Genomic DNA, 22186 nt, shown 5'->3' on the forward strand with positions numbered 1-22186 from the left:
AATCAAAGGGCGATCTGGGTAAAGTGTGACCATGTCCACGACGCCGCGCTGGCTCAACGCAGAAGAACGACGGGCCTGGCTCGCCTATGTCGACTTCTCCACCCTGCTCGCCGACCACCTCAACCGGCAGCTGCGGCGCGACGCGGGCATGACGCACTCCGACTACAGCCTGCTCGCCTACCTCTCCATGGCCCCCGACGGCGTCCTCGGGATGTCCGAACTGGCCCAGCGGCTGAAGATCACGCGCAGCCGGCTCACCCACGCGGTGAACCGGCTGCGCGAGGTCGGCCTCGTCGACCGCCGGGAGGACCCCGCCGACGGCCGTGGCCAGCTCGCCTTCCTCACCGAGGAGGGCAGGGCGCTGCTCGTGGAGGTCGCCCCCGGTCATGTCGAGGCCGTCCGCCGCGCGGTGTTCGACGTCCTCACCCCCGAACAGGTACGGCAGTTCGCCGAGATCGGCGAGGCCATCAGCGACGCCCTGCACCGGGCCGAGAGCACCGAGGCCGATCCGGCCGTGCTGCCCTGGCGGCGCCGCTGAACCGGGCCCGCCCCACCCGGAACACCTGTTCCGGCAGTTCATTCGGCCAGGGATCGAGAAGAACCGGCCCGGCGCGCGTACCTGGAGGTACGGGGCTGCCCGCCCCCCTTCGAAACACGCCAACGATCCAAGGGACGTACCTCGTGAACGCAACCGCCGCCATCGGCGTCACCGGCCTCGGCGTGATGGGCCGCAACCTCGCGCGCAACTTCGCCCGCAACGGTTACACCGTCGCCGTCCACAACCGCTCCGCCGGCCGTACCCGCGCGCTCGTCGAGGAGTTCGGCCACGAGGGCGCCTTCGTCCCCGCCGAGTCGGCCGAGGACTTCGTGGCCGCGCTCGAACGCCCCCGCCGTCTGATGATCATGGTGCAGGCGGGCGCGGTCACCGACGCCGTCATCGACGAGTTCGCCCCGCTCCTGGAGCCCGGCGACATGATCATCGACGGCGGCAACGCCCACTTCGCCGACACCCGCCGCCGCGAGGCCGCCCTGCGCGAGCAGGGCATCCACTTCGTCGGCACCGGTGTCTCCGGCGGCGAGGAGGGCGCCCTGCACGGGCCGTCGATCATGGTCGGCGGGTCGAGCGAGTCGTACGACGTCCTCGGTCCGATGTTCGAGTCCATCAGCGCGAAGATCGACGGCGAGCCCTGCGCCGCCCACGTCGGCACCGACGGCGCCGGACACTTCGTCAAGATGGTCCACAACGGCATCGAGTACGCCGACATGCAGCTCATCGCCGAGGCGTACGACCTGCTGCGCCAGGTCGCCGGCTACACCCCCGCCGAGATCGCCGACGTCTTCCGCACCTGGAACGAGGGCCGCCTCGGCTCCTACCTGATCGAGATCACCGCCGAGGTCCTCGCCCACACCGACGCCGCCACCGGCCTCGCGTTCGTCGACATCGTCACCGACGCGGCCGGCCAGAAGGGCACCGGCCGCTGGACCGTGCAGACCGCCCTGGACCTGGGCTCCCCGGTCACCGCCATCGCCCAGGCCACCTTCGCCCGCGCCGCTTCCGGCCAGCGCGAACTGCGCGCCGCCTACGCCGGGCTGCCCGGCGGCACCACCCCCGCGCTCAGCCGCACCGAGGCCGCCCGCTTCACCTCCCAGGTCGAGCACGCCCTGTACGCCTCCAAGGTCATCGCCTACGACCAGGGCTGGAAGATGATCCAGGACGCGGCCGCCGAGTACGGCTGGAAGATCGACCTGGGCGCGGTCGCCAAGATCTGGCGCGGCGGCTGCATCATCCGCGCCTCCTTCCTCGACCGCATCCGCGCCGCGTACGCCGCCGACTCCGAGCTGGTCAGCCTCCTCGGCGAGATGGAGTTCGCCATGGAGATCACCGACGCGCAGGTGCCGTGGCGCGAGACGGTCGCCTCCGCCGCCCGCCGGGGCATCCCCGTCCCCGCCTTCTCCGCGGCGCTCGCCCACTACGACACCCTGCGCGCCGGCCGGCTCCCCGCCGCCCTGCTCCAGGGCCAGCGCGACTACTTCGGCGCCCACACCTACGGCCGCACCGACCGCCCCGGCGCCTTCCACACCCACTGGGCGCAGGACGGCCGCCCGGAGACGCAGGCCTGAGGCGGCCCTGTTCCGCCGCGGTGACCGGCATCCGGACCCGCATGCCGCCCGCACCCCGGTTCGCCCAGGCGTAGTACGGCACCGCCGTCAGCTCGACGGCCGCCCCCACCGGGGCCGGTGCCGCGTCCGCCGGTCCGCATGGCCACCAGCCGTCCGGCCCGGCCGGGCCGGCGGGCCGGACGGATCCAGGCGGTCCGCCAGTGGCCCGCGCTCCAGGGCGACACAGCCGCGTACCGCGTCCACCCCCGGATGCGGCCGGGTCGGCCGGGGCACGAGGGGGAGGGCCGGCCGTACGGTGTCACCCGGCCCGAAAGCCCTCGACGGGGGCGCCGTTCACCGCCAGGGCGTGGTCCGCGCACCAGGCGGGCAGCCGCAGTGACAGCGTGCGCTCCGGCGGGTGCTCGGCGGACCCACCTCCGTGCTGTGGTCAGCCCCGGGCGGCCGCCGACTGCCGGATCACCAACTGCGTGCTGAGCACCACATGGTCGTCCCCGGAGATCCGCTCCTCCCGCTCCAGCGCCAGCCGGACGGCGGACCGGCCGAGATCCTCGTACGGGACGCGGACGGTGGTCAGCGCGGGGGTGAGGTCCGCCGCGAAGGGCACGTCGTCGTAGCCGACCAGGGAGACGTCGTCCGGAACGCCCAGTCCGGCCTCGCGCAGTGCGGCCAGCGCGCCGAGGGCCACCATGTCGGTGCCGGCGAAGACGGCCGTGAACTCCAGTCCCGCGCGCAGGGCGTCACGGGTGCGCAGATAGCCGGAGGTGCGGGTGTACGGGCCCGGGACGTCGAGTTCCTCCTCGTACGGCACCCCGTGCGCCCGCAGCGCGTCCAGGTGCCCCGTCCGGCGCTGCTGGGCGGTGGCGAACCGGGTCTCGCCGCCGAGGAACAGCACGCGCCGGTGACCGGCCGCGAGCAGATGGGCGGCGGCCTGGAAGGCGCCGCCGCGGTTGTCGTACTCGATCACCGTGGCCGGCGCGTCGGAGGGCAGCGGCGGGCGGCCGACCAGGACCAGCCGGGACCCCGCCGAGGCCAGGCCGTGCGCGTATCCGGCCATCCGCTCGTGGTACGCGTCGTCCACCTCCGCGCCGCCGACGAGCACCACAGCGGCGGCGTGCTGTTCGCGCATCAGCTGCACGAGGTCGTTCTCCCGGGCCGGATCGCCGTGCGTGGCGCAGACCAGGCTCAGCCGGCCGCGCATCGCCGCCTCCTGCTCGACGCCGGCCGCCACATGGGCGAGCGAGGGGCCGGTGATGTCGTGGAGGACCAGGGCGACCGGACCGGGAACGCCGCCCGAGAGCGCCTTGGCGTGCACGTTCACCACGTAGTGGAGCGCCTCGACCGCCGCCGTCACCCGGGCCCGGGTCGTCTCGGAGACCGGGTAGTTCCCGGCGAGCGTCCGGGACACGGTGGCCACCGACACGCCCGCCCTGGCGGCGACGTCGCGGATGGTGGCGGGCTTGTCCTGACCCGCGGTGCCGCGCCGCCGCCTGCCCCCGCCCGCGGGCCGCCGGCGCGCGCTGTCTCCGGTGGTGTGATCCGTCACGGCTTGACGTTACTGCATCCGGGGTCGTCCGCAGCCGCGCGCGACGGGCGAAGTGCCTTTCCGGAACGCCGGAAAACGTTTGTCCCCCGGTGCCGGACCGCCCCGGCCCCTTTCCCGGTCCCCGGTGGCCGGTGGCCGGTGACCGGTGGCCGGGACGGGGGCCTTGGGCGGCCGTCGGCTAGACGCTCGTCGCCGGGTACGTCGGGTACTCGACGCCGGAGACGTGCTGGACGACGCGGACGACCTGGCAGGAGTAGCCGAACTCGTTGTCGTACCAGAGGTAGAGGATGGCGTTGTCGCCGTCGACCTTGGTGGCGCCGGCGTCGACGATCGAGGCGTGGCGCGAGCCGATGAAGTCCATGGAGACCGCGTCGGGGGCCGTGGTGAAGTCGATCTGGCGCCGGAGCGGCGAGGTCAGTGAGACGTCGCGGAGGTGGTCCAGGACCTCCTCGCGGGTCGTCTCGCGGCCGAGGCGCAGGCTGAGGATCGCGATCGAGACGTCCGGCACGGGTACGCGGATCGAGCTGCCGGTGATCGGCGCCTTGAGTTCGGGCAGCGCCTTGGCGACGGCGGACGCGGCTCCGGTCTCGGTGATCACCATGTTCAGCGGCGCCGAGCGGCCGCGGCGGTCGGCCTTGTGGTAGTTGTCCAGCAGGTTCTGGTCGTTGGTGAACGAGTGGACGGTCTCCACGTGGCCGCGCTCCACGCCGTACTCGTCGTTCATCGCCTTCAGCGGCGGGACGATCGCGTTGGTGGTGCAGGAGGCGCAGGACAGGATCTGCTCGTCCGGCTTGATCGTGTCGTGGTTGACGCCGTGCACGATGTTCGGGACGTCGCCCTTGCCGGGCGCGGTCAGCACGACCTTGTCGATGCCCGGCCGCAGATGCTGGGAGAGGCCCTCGCGGTCGCGCCACTTGCCCGTGTTGTCGATGAGGATGGCGTGGTTGACGCCGTACGCCGTGTAGTCGATCTCGGCCGGGCTGTCGGCGTAGATGACCTTGATCTCGTTGCCGTTGGCGACGATCGTGCCGTTCGCCTCGTTCACTGTGATCGTGCCCTGGAACTGGCCGTGGACGGAGTCGCGGCGCAGCAGCGAGGCGCGCTTGATCAGGTCCTGCTCCCCGCCGCCGCGCACCACGATGGCGCGCAGTCGCAGACCGTTGCCGGAGCCGGTCTTCTCGATGAGCAGACGGGCGACGAGCCGGCCGATGCGGCCGAAGCCGTACAGGACGACGTCGCGCGGCTCACGGCGGTCGATCTTGTTGCCGCCCGTGGCGCCGGCGACGGCCTCCGCGGTGAAGTCCAGGACCGACAGACCGCGGTCGTCGGCGCGGTGGTTCTCGGCGAGTATGCCGATGTCGATCTGGGACGGTCCGAGGTCGAGCGTGGTGAGCGCCTCGAGGAACGGCAGGGTCTCGGTGACCGAGAGCTCCTCACCCGCGATCTGGCGGGCGAACCGGTGGGTCTTGAGGATGCTGACCACCGACTTGTTCACCAGGGAGCGGCTGTGCAGCAGGATCGTCACGTCCCGCTCGCGGTGCAGCTTCCCGATCATCGGGATCATCGACTCCGCGATCTCCTCGCGGTTCTTCCAGTGGGTGAACGAATCGTCGTTGAGCGTCACGGGCCTATCTTTCGAGCTAGGTGGCGCTCAGATGCTAACCCGATGCCCTTCTGATCATTCAAGCGGGGGTGCGCTCAGGTGTGCGGGACGGCCGGGACGGACACCTCGGCGGGGGAATCCGGAGGCGTCCGCCCCCACCCCGGGTCGGGGGAGAAGAGGCTGGTCAGGCCTCTTCGGGGGCCTGTAGGCGGCGCGGGATCCCCAGGGCGCACAGCGCTCCGGCGAACACCACGGCGACACCGACCCACACCGCGGGGTGCAGACCGTCGACGAACTGCCGGGGACCCTCGGTGCTGCCGTGCGCCACGAACACCGTGCTCAGTACGGCGATGCCGAGCGCGCCGCCGACCTCGCGCACGGTGGTGTTGGCGCCGGACGCCTTGCCCGCGTGATCCTTGGCGACCGAGCCGAGCACGACCGCCGCCGTCGGCGCGAACACGAAGCCCATGCCGACACCGGCCACGATCATCGGGCCGACCAGGGACGAGTAGTCCGTGTCCACATCGGCGACCAGGTTGATCCAGCCCAGCCCGACGCCCTGGAGGAAGAGCCCGAGGGCCATCAGCCGGCCGCCGCCCACCCTGTCGGTGAGCAGTCCGGCGACGGGGGCCACGAACATCGGCATCAGCGTCCAGGCGAGGGTGCGCACACCGGCCTCCAGCGGGGTGCGCGGCGGCACGATCTGGAGGTACTGGGCGAGCAGGAACAGCGAGCCGAAGACACCGAAGTACATGGTCGCGGAGACGACGTTGGTGAGGGTGAAGGCCCGCACCCGGTAGAAGGACAGCGGCAGCATCGGCTCCTCGGTCCGGGCCTCCCGGGCGACGAACGCGGCCAGCAGCACCGCGCCGCCGGTGAACGCGCCCAGCACCTTGCCGGAGGTCCAGCCGTCGGGCTCGCCGTGCACGATCGCCCACACCACGGCGCACAGTCCGGCCGCCGCCAGAACCATGCCGACCAGGTCGAGCCGGATGCCGGGCAGGGAGCTCTCCTCGAGCGCGAAGAGCACCAGCGGGATGGCGATCACGCAGACCGGCACATTGATCCAGAAGATCCACCGCCAGTCCAGACCGTCCACGACCGCGCCGCCGGCGACCGGACCCATCGCCACGGCGAGCCCGCTCACCCCGGACCACACACCGAGCGCCATCCCGCGCAGCCGCTCCGGCACCGCCTGCGACAGCAGCGTCAGCGACAGTGGCATCACGGCGGCCGCGCCGCATCCCTGGAGCGCACGGAAGGTGATCAGCTGGGCGCTGGTGTCCGACAGGCCGCAGCCGATGGAGGCCAGGGTGAACAGGGCGATGCCGACGACGAACACCTTCCGGCGCCCGAAGCGGTCACCGAGCGCGGCACCGGTCATCAGCAGACAGGCGAAGCTCAGGACGTAGGCGTTGACGAACCACTGGAGTTCCTGGGTGTCCGCCTCCAGGTCCACGGCCAGGGTGCGCAGGGCCGTGGAGACGACGAGGTTGTCCAGCGCGACCATGAACATGGGCACGCTCGCCGCGACGATCGCGAGCCAGAGGGGTGTCCGGCGGCCCCCGGTCGCCGGGGCGGAGGCGGCCGGGTCGTCGAGGGCCGGGCTCTCTTCGGACAGGGTCATGGTGGGGCTCTCTCCTGGGTGAGGGGTGTCAGGCACCGGTGCGTTCCTGCTCGGCGAGGCGGCGCCGGGCGTCCGTCCAGTCGATGGGCAGCTCGGCGGCGGGGACCTGCCAGAACGTGAAGACCGAGTCCTTCATCGTGGGCCGCAGCCCCTTCATGATCGACTTGTGCGGCTCGGTCTTCGCGTACGTGTGGAGCGCGGCCTCGTCCTCCCAGGCCGACAGCGTCCAGAAGGTGCGCTTGAGGGGCTCGGCGATCAGTGAGGCGCCGTACGCCCCCGGCGCGCCGGAGACCTGCTTCCACGCGGCCAGCGACTTCAGGAAGAAGCGCGGCACGTCCTTGAGCGAGCGGACCTCCAGCCGGGACGCCATCACGAACGCCTCGGTGTCGGGTGCGGGGGTGCTGACTGTCGTCCAGCGCAGGGTGGGCATGGCTGCGGCCTTCTCTCCGGCGGCGCGAAGGAATATTGGATACCTCTACTATCTATGTTAGACAGTAGAGGTATCCAGTTTTCAAGTGTGGAGCCGGACGAATCGGAGCCGAACCGTATGCGCATCTCCGAACTGAGCAGCCGCAGTGGCGTCTCCGTGACGACGATCAAGTACTACCTGCGCGAGGGACTGCTGCCGCCGGGCCGCCAGACGGCCGCCACCCAGGCCGAGTACGACGACCAGCACCTGCGCCGGCTCCGCCTGATCCGCGCCCTGACCGGCGTGCGCGGACTGTCGGTCAGCACCACCCGCGAGGTGCTCGACGCCCTCGCGGAGTACACCGGCGACACCCACCGCCTGCTGGGCCTGGCCCTGGGCTCCATCCGGGTGGGCGAGGTGCCCTCCGGCGACGCCTCGCAGGCGGCCGAGGTCCAGGCGCTGGTCGAGGAACTGCACTGGGACGTGCACGCCTCGGCGCCCGCCCGGACCACCCTCGCCGAGACCCTCGCCTCCCTGCGCGCCCTGGGCGTCCCGCTCGACTGGCGCACCCTCCTGCCGTACGCCCGGCTCGCCGAACGCACCGCGGCCCTCGACCTCGACCAGCTCGAGGGCCTGGACGACCCGCTGGAGGCCGCCGAGCGCGCCCTGCTGCTGACCGTCCTCCTGGAACCCGCCCTGATGGCCCTCAGGCGCATGGCCCAGGAGAACGAGTCGGCCCGCCGGCACACGTCCTAGGCGTATTGATCACGAGCGTTGTCCGATGTCGCCCTGGTCGGTGACCGTCTCGTGCGGGCGTGGCGGGCAGGCGCGCGGCGGAAGGAGTACGCCGAGGGCGCTCGCGCAAACGGCGGTCTTCGCTTTCTGTTCGTCTCCGTGGAACGCGGCGAGGAACCACGGTCGTCAAGTCGCCGGTCGTCCGGTGCGGCTGCATGGTGCGGACTGCGACTTCTTCGGAGACTTCTTCCCGGCCCACCGTCGCGATACCGGAGCCGGGTCGGCAGACCGCCCGGCAGGGCGGGCTTCAACGATGGATGCGGTCGCGGCGATGCCAGATCACTTCCGTGCTCCAGCAGTGCCTGGCCAAGGTCCGCCGGGAGGGCTGCGCCGCCGTCCAGGGCGCGCTGACCACCGACACCGGTCGGGCTTTCGCGGTGCCGGTGCGCGACAGCCGCGGTGCGGTCGTGGCCGCCGTCGGCGTGGCGGGCCCGCCGGACGTGGCCCGGCCGAGACGGGTGGCCCCCATGTACGTGCCGCCGCCGCGATGATCCAGCGATGCATACGCAGCGAGGGCTTGCGCGTCGCGGAGGTCGGCGCGTGAGCCGACCACGGGGCCGGGGCGCACCGGCATGGCGCGCTCCTCCTCCCGCCGGCCCCGCCCCGACCCGTTCCCCCTGCCGCGACGGCCCGCTCCCGTGGGGCATGATCCGCGCCCGACCGGGTACGCGAGGCCGGACCGCGTCCGGAGGGAAGTATTCCGGAGCGGGCCGTACGACCGTCGCGACAAGGGGAACTGTCATGGAGACGCCTGCCCACGACCGCAACGCCAACCCCGCCCGCTGGGCGCTGGACGCGCTGGCCCGGGACACCGAGGACACGGTGGCCCTGGACACGCTCGCGCACTGCGACGTCCTGGTGCCCGTGCCCGAGGACGCCACCGACGAGGACGTGAGCGACCCGGGCCGGGTGGCCCTGCCGGTACTGGACAATCCCGGCGGCGCACCCGTCGTCCCGGTGTTCACCTCCGAACCCGAGATGGCCGGACTGCTGCCCGGGATCGACCGCTACCGGCTGGTGCCCCTCGGCGCGCTCGCCGCGCAGTGGCCCACCGGGGAACTCTCGCTCGCCATAGACGCCGCCGGTGATCACCCGCTGACGCTCACCTCGGAGGGAGTACGCACGCTGCTCGCCCGCTGACCCGCCACCCGGGCGGCCCGCGCCCGCCCGCTGCCCGTGATCCAGAATGACCCCATGATCTGGCTCTCCGGTGTGGCCGGCGGTCTCGTGCTCGCACTGGTGCTCGGGAGTGTCCTGCGCACCCTCGTCGTCCCGCGCGGCCTGTACTCCGTGGTCGTGTACCGGCTGTGGTGGACCCTGCGCCGGCTGCTGCGCCTCGCCGCCCTGCGCCGGGGTTACGAGGCCGTCGACCGGTGGCAGACCTGGCTCGCCCCGCTGACGCTGGTCGGCATGCTGGGGATCTGGCTGCTCGGCGCCCTGGCCGGATACGGGCTGCTGCTGTACGCGCTGTCCCCGCTGGACTGGACCACCTCCTTCCGGGAGGCCGGCTCGAGTCTGTTCACCCTCGGCTTCGCCGGCGGTGCCCGCGTGCGGCTGTCCGTCCTCGACTTCGCGGCCGCGATCACCGGCCCGGTCGTCATCGCCCTCCAGATCGCCTATCTGCCCACCCTCTACGCCGCCTACAACCGCCGTGAGCTGGAGGTCACCCTGCTCCAGTCCCGGGCCGGCGAGCCCGCCTGGGGCCCCGAGATCCTCGCCCGGCAGTGGCTCGTCGACACCGAGACCGCGCTGCCCGAGCTGTACCGGGCCTGGGAACGGCTGGCCGCGGACATGGGGGAGAGCCACTCGACGTACCCCGTGCTGCTGGCGTTCCGCTCCCCGCGCCCGCACCGCAGCTGGCTGGTCGGGCTGATCGCGGTGATGGACGCGGCGGCCATGCAGCTCGCGCTGTCCCCGCGCTCCGCGCCGCCGGAGGCCCGGCTGGTGCTGCGCGCGGGGTTCACCGCGCTGCGGGACATCGCCCGCTCGATCCGCTTCCCCTTCGACCCCGACCCCGCGCCGGACGGCCCCGTCCGGCTGACCTACGTCGAGTTCGAGGCGGCGGTGTCGATGCTGGAGTCGACGGGCTTCCGGGCCGAACGCAGCTCCGAGGAGGCCTGGCCGCACTTCCGGGGCTGGCGCGTCAACTACGAGGCGATCGGCTACGAACTGTGCCGCCGCTGCGACGCGGTCCCCGCCCTGTGGACGGGCCCCCGCGACTTCCCCTCCACCCCGATCCCGCCCCACCGCCCGGCGGACCGCCGCCCTGGGGAAACAGGGGGCTAGGGACGGCGCCCCTCAGGAACCGCCGAGCATCCGCTCCAGCACTCCCCGCTGCAACGGCAGCACCTCCGTGTGCAGGTCGCGGCCCTTGCGGGTGAGGGTGACGTACACCCCGCGCCGGTCCTCCAGACAGACGGCCCGGGCCACCAGGCCCTCCTTCTCCAGCCGGCCGATCAGACGGGACAGGGCGCTCTGACTGAGGTGGACCCGGCCGACGAGGTCCTGGACCCGGCACTGGTCGCCCTGCCGGGGCGCCTCGGCGGCGAGGATGTCGAGCACCTCGAAGTCGCTCGCGCCGAGGCCGTGCGGGTGCAGCGCGCGGTCGATCTCGCACATCGTGCGCGCGTGCACCGACAGGATGTCCCGCCACCGCTCCTCGAGGCCCGCCCCGGCCGTCTTCGCTGCCATACCCGCACGGTAACACCGATTCCGGTATTTGTTGACTGTGCAACTAGTGCGGGTGCAAGCATGCTGCTACGACGGGTCCTGAAGCAGCCCGACCAGGTTGCCGTCCGGGTCCTTCACGGAGGCGATCAGCCGGCCGTTGCCGACGTCCTGCACGTCCTGGAGCACCTCGGCCCCCGCCTCCACCAGCGCCGCGAGCCGCGCCCGGAGGTCGGAGACGTGCCAGTAGGGGACCGGTCCGGTCAGCCCCTGGGCGTGCCCGTTCGGGTTGAGGCCGACGTCCTGGCCGGCCGCCTTGTAGCCGACGTAGTAGGGCTCGTCGGCGTACGGCTCGACCTGGAGCAGCGCGCCGAACACGGCCTTGGCCCGCTCCAGGTCCTTGACGGGGTAGATGATCGTCTGCACACCGGTGGTGGTCGTCATGGCCGGTCACTCCTCGGTCTTCGTGTGGTTCCGGCGGGATGCGCCGGTGGTCTCACGCTAGGCCGGGGTACGGGGAGTGCGCTTCTCCGATCCTGACCGACCGACGTCACCTCTCAGGTCGAGTCCCGCTTCACCAGCTCCGTCGGCAGGATCACCGCCGCCGGGTCCTCGCCCCCTATCTGGGCGAGGAGGACCCGCACCATCTCGGCGCTGACCCGGTCGTAGGGCTGGCGGATCGTGGTCAGCGCGGGCACCGCCTCCGTCGCCGCGACGGAGTCGTCGAAGCCGCCCACGGAGACGTCCTCGGGGACCCGGCGCCCCGCCCGGTGCAGCGCCGTCAGCGCACCGCGCGCCATCAGGTCGGAGGCGACGAACAGGGCGTCCAGATCCGGGGCCTGCGCCAGCAGCCGTTCGGCGCCCGCCTCCCCGCTGGCCCGGCTGTAGTCGCCGGAGACCACGAGCCGCTCGTCGATCTCGACGCCCGCCTCCGTGAGCACCTCCTTGTAGCCGGCGAGCCGGTCCACACCGCCCGGCGTGTCCAGCGGGCCGCTCACCATGCCGATCCGGCGCCGGCCCAGCGACAGCAGATGGCGCACCATGTCACGGGCGCCGTCCCGGTCGTCCGCCGCCACATAGCTCACCTTGGAGCGCAGCCCCATCGGCTTGCCGCACTGCACGAGGGGCACCCCCGCCTCGCGCAGCTCCTCCGCGACCGGGTCGCCGGAGTGACTGGAGACCAGCAGCACGCCGTCGACATGGCCTGCGGTGATGTACCGCGTGATGCGCCGCCGTTCGTCCTTGGTGCCCGCGAGCATCAGCAGCAGCGGGATGTCGTGCGCCGCCAGCGCCTGGGTGCAGCCGCTGAGCAGGACGTTGAAGTTGGGGTCCTCGAAGAACCGCTCCTGGGGCTCGGTCAGCAGGAAACCCACCGAGTCCGAACGGCCGGTGATCAGCGAGCGGGCGTGCCGGTTCACGACGTAACCCGTCTTGCGGATGGCGGCGTTGACCGCCTCCGCCGCCGCGGGGCTGACGTAGTGCCCGCCGTTGAGCACCCGGGAGACGGTGCCGCGCGAGACCCCTGCCTCCCGCGCCACGTCGTGGATCGTCGGCGGTCTGCGCCGGCCCCCCGCACCATTGCTCATGGTCATGACTTTACGGCCCCGGACAGCAGATCCAGGCTCCAGAACCGCTGAATGACCAGGAACAGCGCCACCAGCGGGATCACCGCGAGGAACGCCCCGGTGATCACCAGTGTGTACAGCGCGGGCTGGTTCGAGCCCTGCTCGAGCAGCGTGAACAGACCCAGCGTGATCGGGAACTTCTCGTCGTCGCTGAGCATGATGTACGGCAGCAGGAAGTTGTTCCACACGGCCACGAACTGGAACAGGAACACCGTCACCAGCCCGGGCACCATCATCGGCAGCGCGATCCGGGTGAAGATCCGCCACTCGCTCGCCCCGTCCATCCGGCCGGCCTCCACCACGTCGGTGGGAACGGCCGCCGCCGCGTAGATGCGGGCGAGATAGACGCCGTACGGGGAGAGGATCTGCGGCAGCAGCACCGACCAGTACGAGTCCGTGAGGTCCGCCTTGGCCAGCAGCAGGTACTGCGGGACGGCCAGGATGATCGGCGGCATCAGCACGCCCGCGAGCAGGATGTTGAAGATCGACTCACGGCCGCGGAAGCGGTAGGTCGCCAGGGCGTAGCCGCTGAACGCCGACACGCACGTCGACAGCAGCGCGCCGAGACCGGCGTACAGGGCGGAGTTGCCCATCCACTTCCAGTAGACGCCGTCGCGGTAGGCGGTGAGCTCCTTGACGTTGTCGGTGAAGCCCGTGCCCGGCAGGAAGGTGAACGTGGAGAACAGCTCACGGCCGGACTTGGTGGAGGCGATCACCACCCAGGCCACGGGCAGCAGGCAGTAGAGCGCGCCCAGCAGGAGGGTGACCGTCGGCATGAGCGCGATCCGGCCGCGCAGCGGGGGCCGGTTCTGCGCCGCACCCGTCGTACCGGCGGCGGTGGGGGCCTTCTGTACGGCAAGAGAACTCATCCCGCTGCCTCCTGCTTGTCACGACGGTTCGCCGCCCGCAGGAAGCCGAAGCTCAGCACCAGCGTGGCGAGGGCGATGATCACGGCCTCGGCGGCCGCCTGGTAGATGTCACCCGTGCCGAACGCGTCCCGGTACACCTTCATCAGCGGACTCCACGTCGTGGACACGGCGTTGGTGAGCGGCTTCAGGGTGGTCGGCTCGTTGAACACCTGGAGCGTGGCGATGATCGAGAAGAAGAAGGTCAGCACCAGCGAGGGCGCCACCATCGGGATCTTGATCCGCAGGGCGATCTGCAGCGGGGTGGCGCCGTCCAGCTTCGCCGCCTCGTACACCTCGGCCGGGATCGCCTGGAGCGAGGTGTAGATGACGATCATGTTGAAGCCGGTGCCTCCCCAGACCGCGATGTTGGAGAGGGCGAGATACAGCGGGCCGCCGTCCAGCAGGTCCGGCTGCGGCAGGCCCAGCTTCTCCAGCACGAAGTAGAAGGGGCTGACGTCCGGCAGGTACAGGAAGCCCCACAGCAGCGCCGCCACCACACCGGGGATGGCGTACGGCAGGAAGATCGCGAGCCGGGTGAACGGGGCGAGCCGCACCTTCTCGGAGTCCAGCATCAGGGCGAACAGCAGGGCCAGGCCCAGCATCACCGGGACGACGATGCAGCCGTAGCCCAGGACGCGCAGCGCGCCGTCCAGCATTTCGCTGTCGGTGAAGGCGTCCGTGTAGTTCTCGACGCCGGCCCAGACCTCGCTGCGCGCTCCCTTGCCCAGCCCGAGGCCGGAGACGCGCACCTTGTGGAAGCTGAGCCAGACCGCGTACCCGATGGGCAGTGCGAAGAACAGGGAGAAGAGGACCGTCGCGGGGAGGAGGAAGGCGTACGGGGCCCCCTTGACCCCGTACGGCTTCCGGCGTGCGGTGGTCACTCGGAGACCTCGAAGCCCTGCTTCTTGAGGTCGGCGACCGTGGCGTCCTGCATGGTCTTCAGGGCGGCGGAGAAGTCCGACCTGTTCTTGGCGGCGGCGCCGAAGGCGTCGTTGAAGGTCTGGTAGGCGACGTTCACGTTGGGGCCCCAGGCCGAGGGCGCCGTGGTGCGCGCGATCTTGGCGGCCAGGGTGTAGAACTCCGGCTGCGTCGAGAAGTAGTCCGGCGGGGTGGCGAAGGCGCCGCTGGTCTGGGCGTTCGTGGCGGCCGGGTAGATGCCGCTCTCCTTGGCCAGCGCCGTCAGGGCCGCGCCGTCGGTGTTCAGCCAGGCGGCGAACTTCGCGGCGGCCTCCTGGTGCTTGGAGTCCGTGGTCACGGCCGTGGAGGAGCCGCCCCAGCTGCCGGTGACGTTGTCGCCGGCCGACCACTGGGGGAGCGGCGCCATGGCCCACTTGCCCTTGGTGTCGGGCGCGGCGGTGGTCAGGGTGCCCGGCGCCCACACGGCCGACACCCAGGCGATCTGCTTGCCGGTGTTCAGCGCCTTGTTCCAGGACGGGGTGTACATCGGCTGGTTGTCGACGGCGCCCTCCTTGACGAGGCCGCCCCAGAAGTCGGCGACCTTCTTGGTGGCCGCGTCGTCGATGCCGACCTGCCACTTGTCGCCGGAGGTCGTCCACCACTTGGCGCCGGCCTGCTGGGCGAGGCCCGCGAAGAGACCGGAGTCGTTGGCGGAGAACGTGGTCAGGTCCTTGTCCGGCGCCTTCTTCTTCAGCGCGCGGGCCGTCTCGGCGAACTCGTCCCAGGTCGTCGGGACCGTCAGACCGTACTTCTTGAAGAGGTCGGCGCGGTAGTAGAACATCATCGGGCCGATGTCCTGCGGGACCGCGTAGACCGCGTCCGTGCCCAGCGTCGTCTGCTGCCACACACCGTCGGCGAACTTGCTCTTGGCGTCGCCCACGTTCTTGGCTATGTCCGCCAGCGCGTCATTGCTGACCAGCGTCGGCAGCGCCTGGTACTCGGCCTGCACCAGGTCGGGCGCCTTGCCCGCCTTGTGCGCGGTGAGGATCTTGGTGACCAGCGTGTCGCCGGACGCCTGCTTCTTCACCGTGACGGTGATCTGGTCCTTCTTGCCCTGGCCCTTGTTCCAGAGGTCGACGACCTTGTCCATGCCGGGCGTCCAGGTCCAGTACGTGAGCGAGACCGGACCGGACTCGGCCTTGCCCTCGTCGTCGGACGAGCCGCAGGCGGCGAGTGCGGTGGCGCCGAGCGTGACGGCGATGGCGGATGCTGCGCCTCTGACAAAGAGCCGCCGGCGCTTCGTGTTGGGCATGGATCTCTCCCCTGACCTGGGTCCTGGTGTCTGTGAGCGTTCACAGTAGAGAAACATCCCGGACACTTGTCAATGGTTGTTGCTGTGCGGTTATGTTGGGCCCGCACCGCCATCCCGATGTGTGCACGTTCCCAAATGTTCGATCAAACGGGAGAAAATCCATGCCGGAGACCACCCCCAAGGGCCTCACCGGGCTCGCCTTCGGTGGGGACTACAACCCCGAGCAGTGGCCGGAAAGCGTCTGGCAGGAGGACGTCCGTCTGATGCGGGAGGCCGGCGTCACCATGGTGAGCGTCGGGATCTTCTCCTGGGCCCTGCTCGAGCCCTCACCCGGGGAGTACGACTTCGGCTGGCTGGACCGGATCATCGGTCTGCTCCACGACCACGGCATCCGGGTCGACCTGGGCACCCCCACCGTCGTCCCGCCGGTCTGGTTCTACCGCGCCCACCCCGACGCCCTGCCCGTGACGCCCGAGGGCGTCCGCCTGGAGTTCGGCTCGCGCGGCGCCATCTGCCACAGCAACGCCGACTACCGCGCGGCCGCCGCGCGCATCACCACCCGGCTCGCCGAGCGCTACGGCGACCACCCCGCCCTCGCGATGTGGCACGTGCACAACGAGTACGGCGTCCCCGTCTCGGCCTGCTACTGCGACTCCTGCGCCGCCCACTTCCGCCGCTGGCTCGCGACGACGTACGGCACCGTCGAGGCGGTGAACGAGGCCTGGGGCACCGCCTTCTGGGGCCAGCGCTACGCGAGCCTCGAGGACATCAACCCGCCGCGCGCCACCCCCACGGTCGGCAACCCGGGCCAGGCCCTCGACTACAAGCGGTTCGCCGACGCCACCATGCGCGAGAACTTCTGCGCGGAGCGGGACATCCTGCACCGCCTCGCACCGGGCGTCCCGGTCACCACCAACTTCATGACGGCCCTCAGCCAGTGCGACTCCGTCGACTACTGGGCCTGGGGCCGCGAGGTGGACATCGTCACCAACGACCACTACCTCATCACCGACGGCCGCCGTACCCACGTCAACCTGGCGATGGCCGCCGACCTCACCCGCTCGGTCGCGGGCGGCGCCCCCTGGATCCTGCTCGAACACTCCACCTCGGGCATCAACTGGCAGCCCCGCAACCCCGCGAAGGCCCCCGGCCAGATGGCCCGCAACTCCCTCGGCCATGTCGCCCGCGGCTCCGAGGGCGCGATGTTCTTCCAGTGGCGCCAGTCCCGGCGCGGCGCCGAGAAGTTCCACTCGGCGATGGTCCCGCACGGCGGCACCGACACGCGCGTGTGGCGCGAGGTGGTCGGACTCGGGGCGTCCCTCGACTCCCTGGCCACCCTCCGCGGCACCCGCACCGAGGCCGACGTGGCCCTCCTGTGGGACTGGCAATCCTGGTGGGCCCAGAACCTCGCCTGGCGGCCCAGCGAGGACCACGACGCCCGCGAGCGCGCCGACGCCTTCTACGAGGCGCTCTACGACCGTCACCTCACCGTCGACTTCGCCCACCCCGAGGCCGACCTGTCGGCGTACCCCCTGGTCGTGGTGCCCGCGCTCTACCTGATGACGGAGGCGGCCGGGAACAACCTCAAGGAGTACGTCGAGAACGGCGGCACCCTCGTGGTGTCGTACTTCTCCGGCATCGTCGACGAGCACGACTGCGTCCACGAGGGCGCCTACCCCGGCGTGCTGCGCGACGTCCTGGGCCTGACCGTCGAGGAGTTCTCCCCGCTGCTGGCGGACCAGAGCGTACGGCTGACCGGCCCCGACGGCTCCGAACTCGGCGGGGACGTGTGGACCGAGTTCGTCGTGCCGCGCGGCGCCGAGACCGTCTGGACGTACGCCGACGGCCTCACCGCCGGCCACCCGGCCGTCACCCGGCACCGCCTCGGCGAGGGCACCGCCTGGTACGTCTCCACCCGCCTCGGCCACGAGGGACTGGACGCCCTGCTCGGCTGGGCCGCCGAGGACGCGCGCCTCGACCCGCGCGCCGGCCTGCCCCACGACGTCGAGGTCGTGCGCCGCTCAGGAGAGAGCGGCAGCTACCTCTTCGCCGTCAACCACACCGCCGCCGACGCCAAGGTGCCGCTGGAGACCTCCGGCACCGAGCTGCTCACGGGCGAACGTGCCGCCGGCCGCCTCGCGGTCCCGGCCGGAGCCGTCAGGGTCGTCCGACTCGACGGCTGAGCCGACTCCTCCTCCGCCCGTGGAGCCGCGAGCCGCGGGCGGAGGGGGTCTCTCCCTCACCCGAGGGATCCCCACCCCTACGTCGAAGGGACGACGGACGACGATGTTCCATCCCAGACGCACCCTCAGAGCTCTGCTGCTGCCGCTGGTCGCGGGGTTCGCCCTCACCGCGCTGCCCGCGCAGACCGCCCAGGCGGCGAGCACGCTCACCAACGGCGGCTTCGAGTCCGACGGCACCGGCACCGCCACCCCCACGGGCTGGTCCACCTACTCGGCGGCGGGCCAGAACTCCGCCTCCTTCACCGAGTCCGGCGGCCACGCCGGCAGCTACCGCCTCACCCACTGGGCGTCCACCGCCTACAAGGTGGAGACGTACCAGTACCTCTCCGGACTGACCAACGGCACCTACACCCTCACCGCCTGGGTCCGCTCCGGCGGCGGCCAGAACTCCGCCTACCTCGCGCTGAAGAACTGCGGCAGTTCCGAACAGCGCACCGATCTGCCGGTGTCCACCAGCAGCTGGGTGCGGATCGTCACGTCGATCAATGTGACGAACAGCCAGTGCACCATCAGCGTCAACAGTGATGCGAACGCGGGCAACTGGATCAATGTGGACGACCTGACCTTCACGTCGGGATCGACCGGCCTGTCCATCAAGGGTTCCGACATCTCCTCCCTCGCCAAGAGCGAGGCCTACGGCGGTGTCTACAAGACCAGCTCCGGCACCACCGGCGACGCGGTCACCATCCTGAAGAACGCCGGCATGAACTACGCGCGCCTGAAGGTCTGGGTCAACCCCGCCGACGGCTACAACAACAAGACGCGCGTCCTGGCCATGGCCAAGCGGATCAAGGCCACCGGCATGAAGCTGCTGGTCGACTTCCACTACTCGGACACCTGGGCCGACCCCGGCAAGCAGACCAAGCCCGCCGCCTGGTCCGGCCACTCCTACAGCCAGCTCAAGACGGACGTCTACAACCACACGTACGACGTGCTCAACGCGCTGAAGGCACAGGGCACCACGGCCGACATGGTCCAGGTCGGCAACGAGATCAACGGCGGCATGCTGTGGAGCGAGGGTTCCACCGACAACTGGTCGCAGCTCGCCGGGCTGCTCAACTCCGGCTACAGCGCGGTCAAGGCGGTCTCCTCCGGCACCCGGGTGGCCCTGCACCTCGCCAACGCCGGTGACGACGCCACCGTCCGCTGGTGGTTCGACAACGCCAAGACGTACGGCATCAACTACGACGTGATCGGCCTGTCGTACTACGGCTACTGGCACGGCTCGCTGGCCGCCGCCCAGACCACCCTGGACGACGTGGCCTCCCGGTACTCCAAGCCGGTGTTCATCGCCGAGACGGCCTACCCCTTCCGTCTCGACAGCGACGACTCGCTCACCAACCAGATCGACACCACCGGTGAGCTGGTCACCGGCTACCCGGCCACCGCTGCCGGTCAGCTCGCCTGGATGAACGCGGTCGCGAACATCGTGGAGGCCGTCCCGAACGGCCGCGGGCTCGGCGTCTTCTACTGGGAGGCGACCTGGACCGCCGTCACCGGCAACGGCTGGGACCCGGCCGACGCCACCTCGGGCAACGGCTGGGAGAACCAGGCCCTGTTCGGCTACGACGACAAGGCCCTCTCCTCGATGGCGTGGTTCAGCCACCGCTGACCCCCGCCACCTGGTGAACCAGGGGCCCGGCCGCACCCCGCGGCCGGGCCCGCACGCCTCGTTGCCGCCCCTCCCCGTCCGAACACCTCCGCATGGCAGAGCTGTTCGATCCCGGCCAAGGCTCACAGAGTCCGGGACACGGCACCTCCGACTGCGGAAGAGTGGGACGACACGGCTCGAGGAGGCCCGGACGGAGGGGGAAGACGATGCTGAGGACTCCCGTCGGCGAGAAGCGACTGGACATCCTGGAATGGCTGAAGGAGCCGCACCGGCACTTCCCGCCCCAGCGGCACGGCGACCTGGTCGAGGACGGCGTCACCGCGGACGCGATCGCGGCGAGACTCGGGGTGCGCCGCGAGGTCGCCGAGACCCACCTCGCCCTGCTCACCGACATCGGCCTGCTGCGCGCCACCCGCATCAAGCGGCGCCTGTACTACCGGCGCGACGAGATACGCATAGCCGAGGTGGCGCGCATGTTCGAGAAGGGTTGGTGAAGGGCCCCCGGGAAAGACGCCCGAGCACCTGCGAGGATGGCCGCCTCCTCCAGGAAGGCGGACCCTCATGGACCGTCGGACGGCCCTCGTTCCGATCAGGTACCTCACTCTCCCCGGACACGGTCCCGAAGACGTCGTGGCCGATTCCGGCGGACGGGTGCTGACCGGGGTGGCCGACGGCCGGATCCTGCGGATCGACGGCCTGGACGACCCGTCCGCGACCCGCGTCACCTGTGTCGCCGAGACCGGCGGCCGCCCGCTCGGCCTCGAACTCCTGCCCGACGGCGACCTGTTGGTGTGCGACGCCGAGGGCGCCCTGCTGCGTGTCGACCCCGAGGGCGGCTCCGACAACGTCCGCGTGCTCACCGAGACGGCGGAGGGGGAGCGGCTGCGCTTCTGCAGCAACGTCGTCGCCCTGCCCGACGGCACGGTGTACTTCACCGTCTCCAACCGCGTCCACCCGCTGCGCGACTGGATGGGCGACCTCGTCGAACACACCGGCACCGGACGGCTGCTGCGCCTCGCACCGGGCGCGGACGATGCCGAGGTCGTCCTGGACGGGCTCCAGTTCGCCAACGGGATCGCCCGCAGCGGCGACGACACGTTCCTCGTCGTCGCCGAGACCGGTGCTCGCCGCCTCACCCGGTTCCACCTCACCGGCCCCCGTGCCGGACAGGCCGAACCCTTCGCCGAGAACCTGCCCGGCTTCCCCGACAACCTGTGGCGCGGCGCCCCCGGCGGCCCGATCTGGGTCGCCCTGGCCGGCCCGCGCGTCCCCCCGCTCGACCTCCTGCACCGCGCCCGCCCCGCCGTACGCCGCCGCGCCGCCCGTGCGGCCCTGCGCGTGCCGTACCGCCCCTCGGGCACGGTCGGCGTCCTCGCGCTCGACGACGACGGCCGGACCCTCGCACACCTCACCCGTCGCCACTCCGGCTACCGCATGGTCACCAGCGTCTGCGAGACGGGCGGCCGGCTGATCCTCGGCAGCCTCCGGGAGCCCGGCATCGCCGTCTGCGAGGCGCCCCCGGCCGGGTGAGGCGGCGATACGCTGGTGCGACATGTCAGCTCCCGAGGCCGAGAGCCTCCGCACCAGCACCCCGCGCGGGACCACCGGGACCGGTCAGCTCCCGGTGGTCGCCGTGGTCGCCGTCGGCGGCGGGATCGGCGCCGCCGCCCGCTACGCGGCCACGCTGTGGTGGCCCACGGCCACCGGCGGCTTCCCCTGGACCACCTTCTGGGTGAACGTCGTCGGCTGCGCGGTGATCGGCGTCTTCCTGGTGCTGATCACCGAGGTGCTGACCGTGCACCGGCTGGTGCGCCCCTTCTTCGGCACCGGCGTCCTCGGTGGCTTCACCACCTTCTCGACGTACACCGTCGACATCCAGCGGCTGGTCGACGCGGGCCGCCCCGGCGCCGCGTTCGCCTACCTCGCCGCGACCCTGAGCGCGGCCCTCGGGGCCGTGTGGCTCGCCGCCACCGCGACCCGCCGTGCCCTGCCCACGCGCCTCAGGAGGCAGTGATGACCAGGCTGACCGGCAACGCCCTGCGCCTGACCGTGTTCGTCGGCGAGAACGACACCTGGCACCACAAGCCCCTCTACAGCGAGATCGTCCACCGCGCCCACGCGGCCGGACTCGCCGGCGCCAGCGTCTTCCACGGAGTCGAGGGCTTCGGCGCCTCCTCCCGGATCCACACCTCACGGCTGCTCTCGCTCAGCGAGGACCTGCCGGTCGCCGTCGTCATCGTGGACACGGAGGAGCGGGTGCAGGCCTTCCTGCCGCAGCTCGACGAACTGGTCACCGAAGGCCTGGCCGTGCTCGACGCGTGCCATGTGATCAGCTACGCGGACCGCACCAAGAACCGGGGCGAAACGGACGCGAAGGGTAAGAAGTCGTTGTGAACTGGCTGGTGGTCGTCGTGGGCGGCATGATCGGCGCCCCCGCGCGCTATCTCACCGACCGCGCGGTGCAGTCCCGGCACGATGCGGTGTTCCCGTGGGGCACCTTCGTCGTCAACGTGATCGGCTGTCTGATCCTCGGCACCCTGACCGGAGCCGCCTCCCTCAGCCCCGACCTGCGGTTGTTCCTGGGCACGGGCTTCTGCGGGGCGCTGACCACGTACTCGACGTTCTCGTACGAGACGCTCCGGCTGACGGAGACCGGCGCGGGCCTCTACGCTGCCGCCAACGTCCTCGGGAGTCTGGTGGCGGGCCTCGGGGCCGCGTTCGCCGGGGTCGCGATAGGCCAGGCCGTGTGACCGGAGCGGGTCCGCCCCGCCCCGGCCGCCGGTAATCGCCTGGTAGGACTGTCCCTCGCCGTTGTCGACCCACC

General features: G+C 71.3%; 23 protein-coding genes and 1 pseudogene. 13 read left to right on the top strand and 11 right to left on the bottom strand.

The window, feature by feature from the left end:
• Nucleotides 1-31: 31 nt before the first annotated feature.
• Both AQJ64_RS22585 and gndA read left to right on the top strand, forming a co-directional pair.
• Nucleotides 32-538 carry a MarR family winged helix-turn-helix transcriptional regulator gene (locus AQJ64_RS22585; protein WP_059202933.1) on the top strand — a complete coding sequence of 169 codons (507 nt, stop codon included), beginning with the start codon at nucleotides 32-34 and terminating at the stop codon, nucleotides 536-538.
• A 143-nt stretch (nucleotides 539-681) separates the two neighbouring features.
• A complete protein-coding gene (gene gndA, locus AQJ64_RS22590) occupies nucleotides 682-2121 on the top strand; it encodes an NADP-dependent phosphogluconate dehydrogenase (protein ID WP_059202934.1) in 1440 nt (479 codons plus the stop codon).
• A gap of 40 nt (nucleotides 2122-2161) precedes the next feature.
• Here gndA and AQJ64_RS52425 read toward each other — a convergent pair.
• From AQJ64_RS52425 to AQJ64_RS22610, 5 genes and pseudogenes are all read right to left on the bottom strand, one after another.
• Nucleotides 2162-2230, bottom strand: a pseudogene (locus AQJ64_RS52425) (hypothetical protein); the annotation flags it as partial.
• Between the two features lie 318 nt (nucleotides 2231-2548).
• On the bottom strand, nucleotides 2549-3664 hold the full coding sequence (locus tag AQJ64_RS22595) for a LacI family DNA-binding transcriptional regulator (protein WP_211286499.1): 1116 nt from the start codon (nucleotides 3662-3664) through the stop codon (nucleotides 2549-2551).
• Nucleotides 3665-3842: 178 nt separating this feature from the next.
• Complete coding sequence (locus tag AQJ64_RS22600; RefSeq protein WP_059202935.1) at nucleotides 3843-5288, bottom strand: glyceraldehyde-3-phosphate dehydrogenase; 1446 nt, start codon at nucleotides 5286-5288, stop codon at nucleotides 3843-3845.
• Nucleotides 5289-5451: 163 nt separating this feature from the next.
• Entirely contained in the window at nucleotides 5452-6894 is a 1443-nt protein-coding gene (locus AQJ64_RS22605) for an MFS transporter (protein WP_079061875.1), read from the bottom strand.
• Nucleotides 6895-6922: 28 nt separating this feature from the next.
• Nucleotides 6923-7324 (bottom strand): DUF3291 domain-containing protein, encoded by a 402-nt coding sequence (locus AQJ64_RS22610; RefSeq protein ID WP_059202936.1) that lies wholly within the window; start codon nucleotides 7322-7324, stop codon nucleotides 6923-6925.
• Between the two features lie 117 nt (nucleotides 7325-7441).
• Here AQJ64_RS22610 and AQJ64_RS22615 point away from each other — a divergent pair, with 117 nt between their 5' ends.
• The 4 genes from AQJ64_RS22615 to AQJ64_RS22630 all read left to right on the top strand — a co-directional run bounded on the left by AQJ64_RS22615 (nucleotide 7442) and on the right by AQJ64_RS22630 (nucleotide 10384).
• Nucleotides 7442-8059, top strand: coding sequence for a MerR family transcriptional regulator (locus AQJ64_RS22615; protein WP_059202937.1), 618 nt, complete (start codon nucleotides 7442-7444; stop codon nucleotides 8057-8059).
• A 326-nt stretch (nucleotides 8060-8385) separates the two neighbouring features.
• Nucleotides 8386-8589 (top strand): IclR family transcriptional regulator domain-containing protein, encoded by a 204-nt coding sequence (locus tag AQJ64_RS49180; RefSeq protein ID WP_055639082.1) that lies wholly within the window; start codon nucleotides 8386-8388, stop codon nucleotides 8587-8589.
• Nucleotides 8590-8839: 250 nt separating this feature from the next.
• Nucleotides 8840-9238 carry an SseB family protein gene (locus AQJ64_RS22625; protein WP_055639104.1) on the top strand — a complete coding sequence of 133 codons (399 nt, stop codon included), beginning with the start codon at nucleotides 8840-8842 and terminating at the stop codon, nucleotides 9236-9238.
• A gap of 54 nt (nucleotides 9239-9292) precedes the next feature.
• Nucleotides 9293-10384: a hypothetical protein gene (locus AQJ64_RS22630; RefSeq protein ID WP_059202938.1), complete on the top strand. Its 1092-nt coding sequence runs from the start codon at nucleotides 9293-9295 to the stop codon at nucleotides 10382-10384.
• A 12-nt stretch (nucleotides 10385-10396) separates the two neighbouring features.
• Here the strand turns inward: AQJ64_RS22630 and AQJ64_RS22635 are convergent, their stop codons facing one another.
• The 6 genes from AQJ64_RS22635 to AQJ64_RS22660 all read right to left on the bottom strand — a co-directional run bounded on the left by AQJ64_RS22635 (nucleotide 10397) and on the right by AQJ64_RS22660 (nucleotide 15507).
• Nucleotides 10397-10789, bottom strand: a complete 393-nt coding sequence (locus tag AQJ64_RS22635; RefSeq protein ID WP_055636147.1) for a MarR family winged helix-turn-helix transcriptional regulator — start codon at nucleotides 10787-10789, stop codon at nucleotides 10397-10399.
• A 66-nt stretch (nucleotides 10790-10855) separates the two neighbouring features.
• Complete coding sequence (locus AQJ64_RS22640) at nucleotides 10856-11209, bottom strand: VOC family protein (RefSeq protein WP_055636148.1); 354 nt, start codon at nucleotides 11207-11209, stop codon at nucleotides 10856-10858.
• Between the two features lie 113 nt (nucleotides 11210-11322).
• A complete protein-coding gene (locus AQJ64_RS22645; protein WP_055636149.1) occupies nucleotides 11323-12357 on the bottom strand; it encodes a LacI family DNA-binding transcriptional regulator in 1035 nt (344 codons plus the stop codon).
• Nucleotides 12354-13259, bottom strand: coding sequence for a carbohydrate ABC transporter permease (locus AQJ64_RS22650; RefSeq protein ID WP_055636150.1), 906 nt, complete (start codon nucleotides 13257-13259; stop codon nucleotides 12354-12356). Before AQJ64_RS22650 ends, AQJ64_RS22645 begins: the two co-directional genes overlap by 4 nt.
• Nucleotides 13256-14179, bottom strand: a complete 924-nt coding sequence (locus AQJ64_RS22655; RefSeq protein WP_055636151.1) for a carbohydrate ABC transporter permease — start codon at nucleotides 14177-14179, stop codon at nucleotides 13256-13258. Before AQJ64_RS22655 ends, AQJ64_RS22650 begins: the two co-directional genes overlap by 4 nt.
• Nucleotides 14176-15507, bottom strand: a complete 1332-nt coding sequence (locus AQJ64_RS22660) for an ABC transporter substrate-binding protein (RefSeq protein WP_055636152.1) — start codon at nucleotides 15505-15507, stop codon at nucleotides 14176-14178. Before AQJ64_RS22660 ends, AQJ64_RS22655 begins: the two co-directional genes overlap by 4 nt.
• A 161-nt stretch (nucleotides 15508-15668) precedes the next feature.
• Here AQJ64_RS22660 and AQJ64_RS22665 point away from each other — a divergent pair, with 161 nt between their 5' ends.
• The 7 genes from AQJ64_RS22665 to crcB (AQJ64_RS22695) all read left to right on the top strand — a co-directional run bounded on the left by AQJ64_RS22665 (nucleotide 15669) and on the right by crcB (AQJ64_RS22695) (nucleotide 22112).
• Entirely contained in the window at nucleotides 15669-17690 is a 2022-nt protein-coding gene (locus AQJ64_RS22665; RefSeq protein WP_055636153.1) for a beta-galactosidase, read from the top strand.
• A 103-nt stretch (nucleotides 17691-17793) separates the two neighbouring features.
• Nucleotides 17794-19362 (top strand): glycosyl hydrolase 53 family protein, encoded by a 1569-nt coding sequence (locus AQJ64_RS22670; RefSeq protein WP_055636154.1) that lies wholly within the window; start codon nucleotides 17794-17796, stop codon nucleotides 19360-19362.
• A 206-nt stretch (nucleotides 19363-19568) separates the two neighbouring features.
• Nucleotides 19569-19856, top strand: a complete 288-nt coding sequence (locus tag AQJ64_RS22675) for an ArsR/SmtB family transcription factor (RefSeq protein WP_055636155.1) — start codon at nucleotides 19569-19571, stop codon at nucleotides 19854-19856.
• Nucleotides 19857-19923: 67 nt separating this feature from the next.
• Nucleotides 19924-20892, top strand: a complete 969-nt coding sequence (locus AQJ64_RS22680; RefSeq protein ID WP_055636156.1) for an SMP-30/gluconolactonase/LRE family protein — start codon at nucleotides 19924-19926, stop codon at nucleotides 20890-20892.
• A gap of 22 nt (nucleotides 20893-20914) precedes the next feature.
• Nucleotides 20915-21376 carry a fluoride efflux transporter CrcB gene (gene crcB, locus AQJ64_RS22685; RefSeq protein ID WP_055636157.1) on the top strand — a complete coding sequence of 154 codons (462 nt, stop codon included), beginning with the start codon at nucleotides 20915-20917 and terminating at the stop codon, nucleotides 21374-21376.
• Nucleotides 21376-21756 (top strand): DUF190 domain-containing protein, encoded by a 381-nt coding sequence (locus AQJ64_RS22690; RefSeq protein WP_055636158.1) that lies wholly within the window; start codon nucleotides 21376-21378, stop codon nucleotides 21754-21756. Before crcB (AQJ64_RS22685) ends, AQJ64_RS22690 begins: the two co-directional genes overlap by 1 nt.
• Entirely contained in the window at nucleotides 21753-22112 is a 360-nt protein-coding gene (gene crcB / locus AQJ64_RS22695) for a fluoride efflux transporter CrcB (RefSeq protein WP_055636159.1), read from the top strand. The genes AQJ64_RS22690 and crcB (AQJ64_RS22695) overlap by 4 nt, the downstream gene beginning before the upstream one ends.
• Nucleotides 22113-22186: the final 74 nt, after the last annotated feature.

The organism is Streptomyces griseoruber, from assembly GCF_001514205.1.
GTDB classification, from domain to species: Bacteria; Actinomycetota; Actinomycetes; order Streptomycetales; family Streptomycetaceae; genus Streptomyces; species Streptomyces griseoruber.

Bases quoted from the DNA above. Each gene is read 5' to 3' on its own strand.
- AQJ64_RS22585 (WP_059202933.1), top strand. From the start codon at position 32: ATGTCCACGACGCCGCGCTGGCTCAACGCAGAAGAACGACGGGCCTGG.
- AQJ64_RS22605 (WP_079061875.1), bottom strand. From the start codon at position 6,894: ATGACCCTGTCCGAAGAGAGCCCGGCCCTCGACGACCCGGCCGCCTCC.
- AQJ64_RS22610 (WP_059202936.1), bottom strand. From the start codon at position 7,324: ATGCCCACCCTGCGCTGGACGACAGTCAGCACCCCCGCACCCGACACC.
- AQJ64_RS22615 (WP_059202937.1), top strand. From the start codon at position 7,442: ATGCGCATCTCCGAACTGAGCAGCCGCAGTGGCGTCTCCGTGACGACG.
- AQJ64_RS22625 (WP_055639104.1), top strand. From the start codon at position 8,840: ATGGAGACGCCTGCCCACGACCGCAACGCCAACCCCGCCCGCTGGGCG.
- AQJ64_RS22630 (WP_059202938.1), top strand. From the start codon at position 9,293: ATGATCTGGCTCTCCGGTGTGGCCGGCGGTCTCGTGCTCGCACTGGTG.
- AQJ64_RS22635 (WP_055636147.1), bottom strand. From the start codon at position 10,789: ATGGCAGCGAAGACGGCCGGGGCGGGCCTCGAGGAGCGGTGGCGGGAC.
- AQJ64_RS22640 (WP_055636148.1), bottom strand. From the start codon at position 11,209: ATGACGACCACCACCGGTGTGCAGACGATCATCTACCCCGTCAAGGAC.
- AQJ64_RS22645 (WP_055636149.1), bottom strand. From the start codon at position 12,357: ATGACCATGAGCAATGGTGCGGGGGGCCGGCGCAGACCGCCGACGATC.
- AQJ64_RS22650 (WP_055636150.1), bottom strand. From the start codon at position 13,259: ATGAGTTCTCTTGCCGTACAGAAGGCCCCCACCGCCGCCGGTACGACG.
- AQJ64_RS22660 (WP_055636152.1), bottom strand. From the start codon at position 15,507: ATGCCCAACACGAAGCGCCGGCGGCTCTTTGTCAGAGGCGCAGCATCC.
- AQJ64_RS22665 (WP_055636153.1), top strand. From the start codon at position 15,669: ATGCCGGAGACCACCCCCAAGGGCCTCACCGGGCTCGCCTTCGGTGGG.
- AQJ64_RS22670 (WP_055636154.1), top strand. From the start codon at position 17,794: ATGTTCCATCCCAGACGCACCCTCAGAGCTCTGCTGCTGCCGCTGGTC.
- AQJ64_RS22675 (WP_055636155.1), top strand. From the start codon at position 19,569: ATGCTGAGGACTCCCGTCGGCGAGAAGCGACTGGACATCCTGGAATGG.
- AQJ64_RS22680 (WP_055636156.1), top strand. From the start codon at position 19,924: ATGGACCGTCGGACGGCCCTCGTTCCGATCAGGTACCTCACTCTCCCC.
- crcB (WP_055636157.1), top strand. From the start codon at position 20,915: ATGTCAGCTCCCGAGGCCGAGAGCCTCCGCACCAGCACCCCGCGCGGG.
- AQJ64_RS22690 (WP_055636158.1), top strand. From the start codon at position 21,376: ATGACCAGGCTGACCGGCAACGCCCTGCGCCTGACCGTGTTCGTCGGC.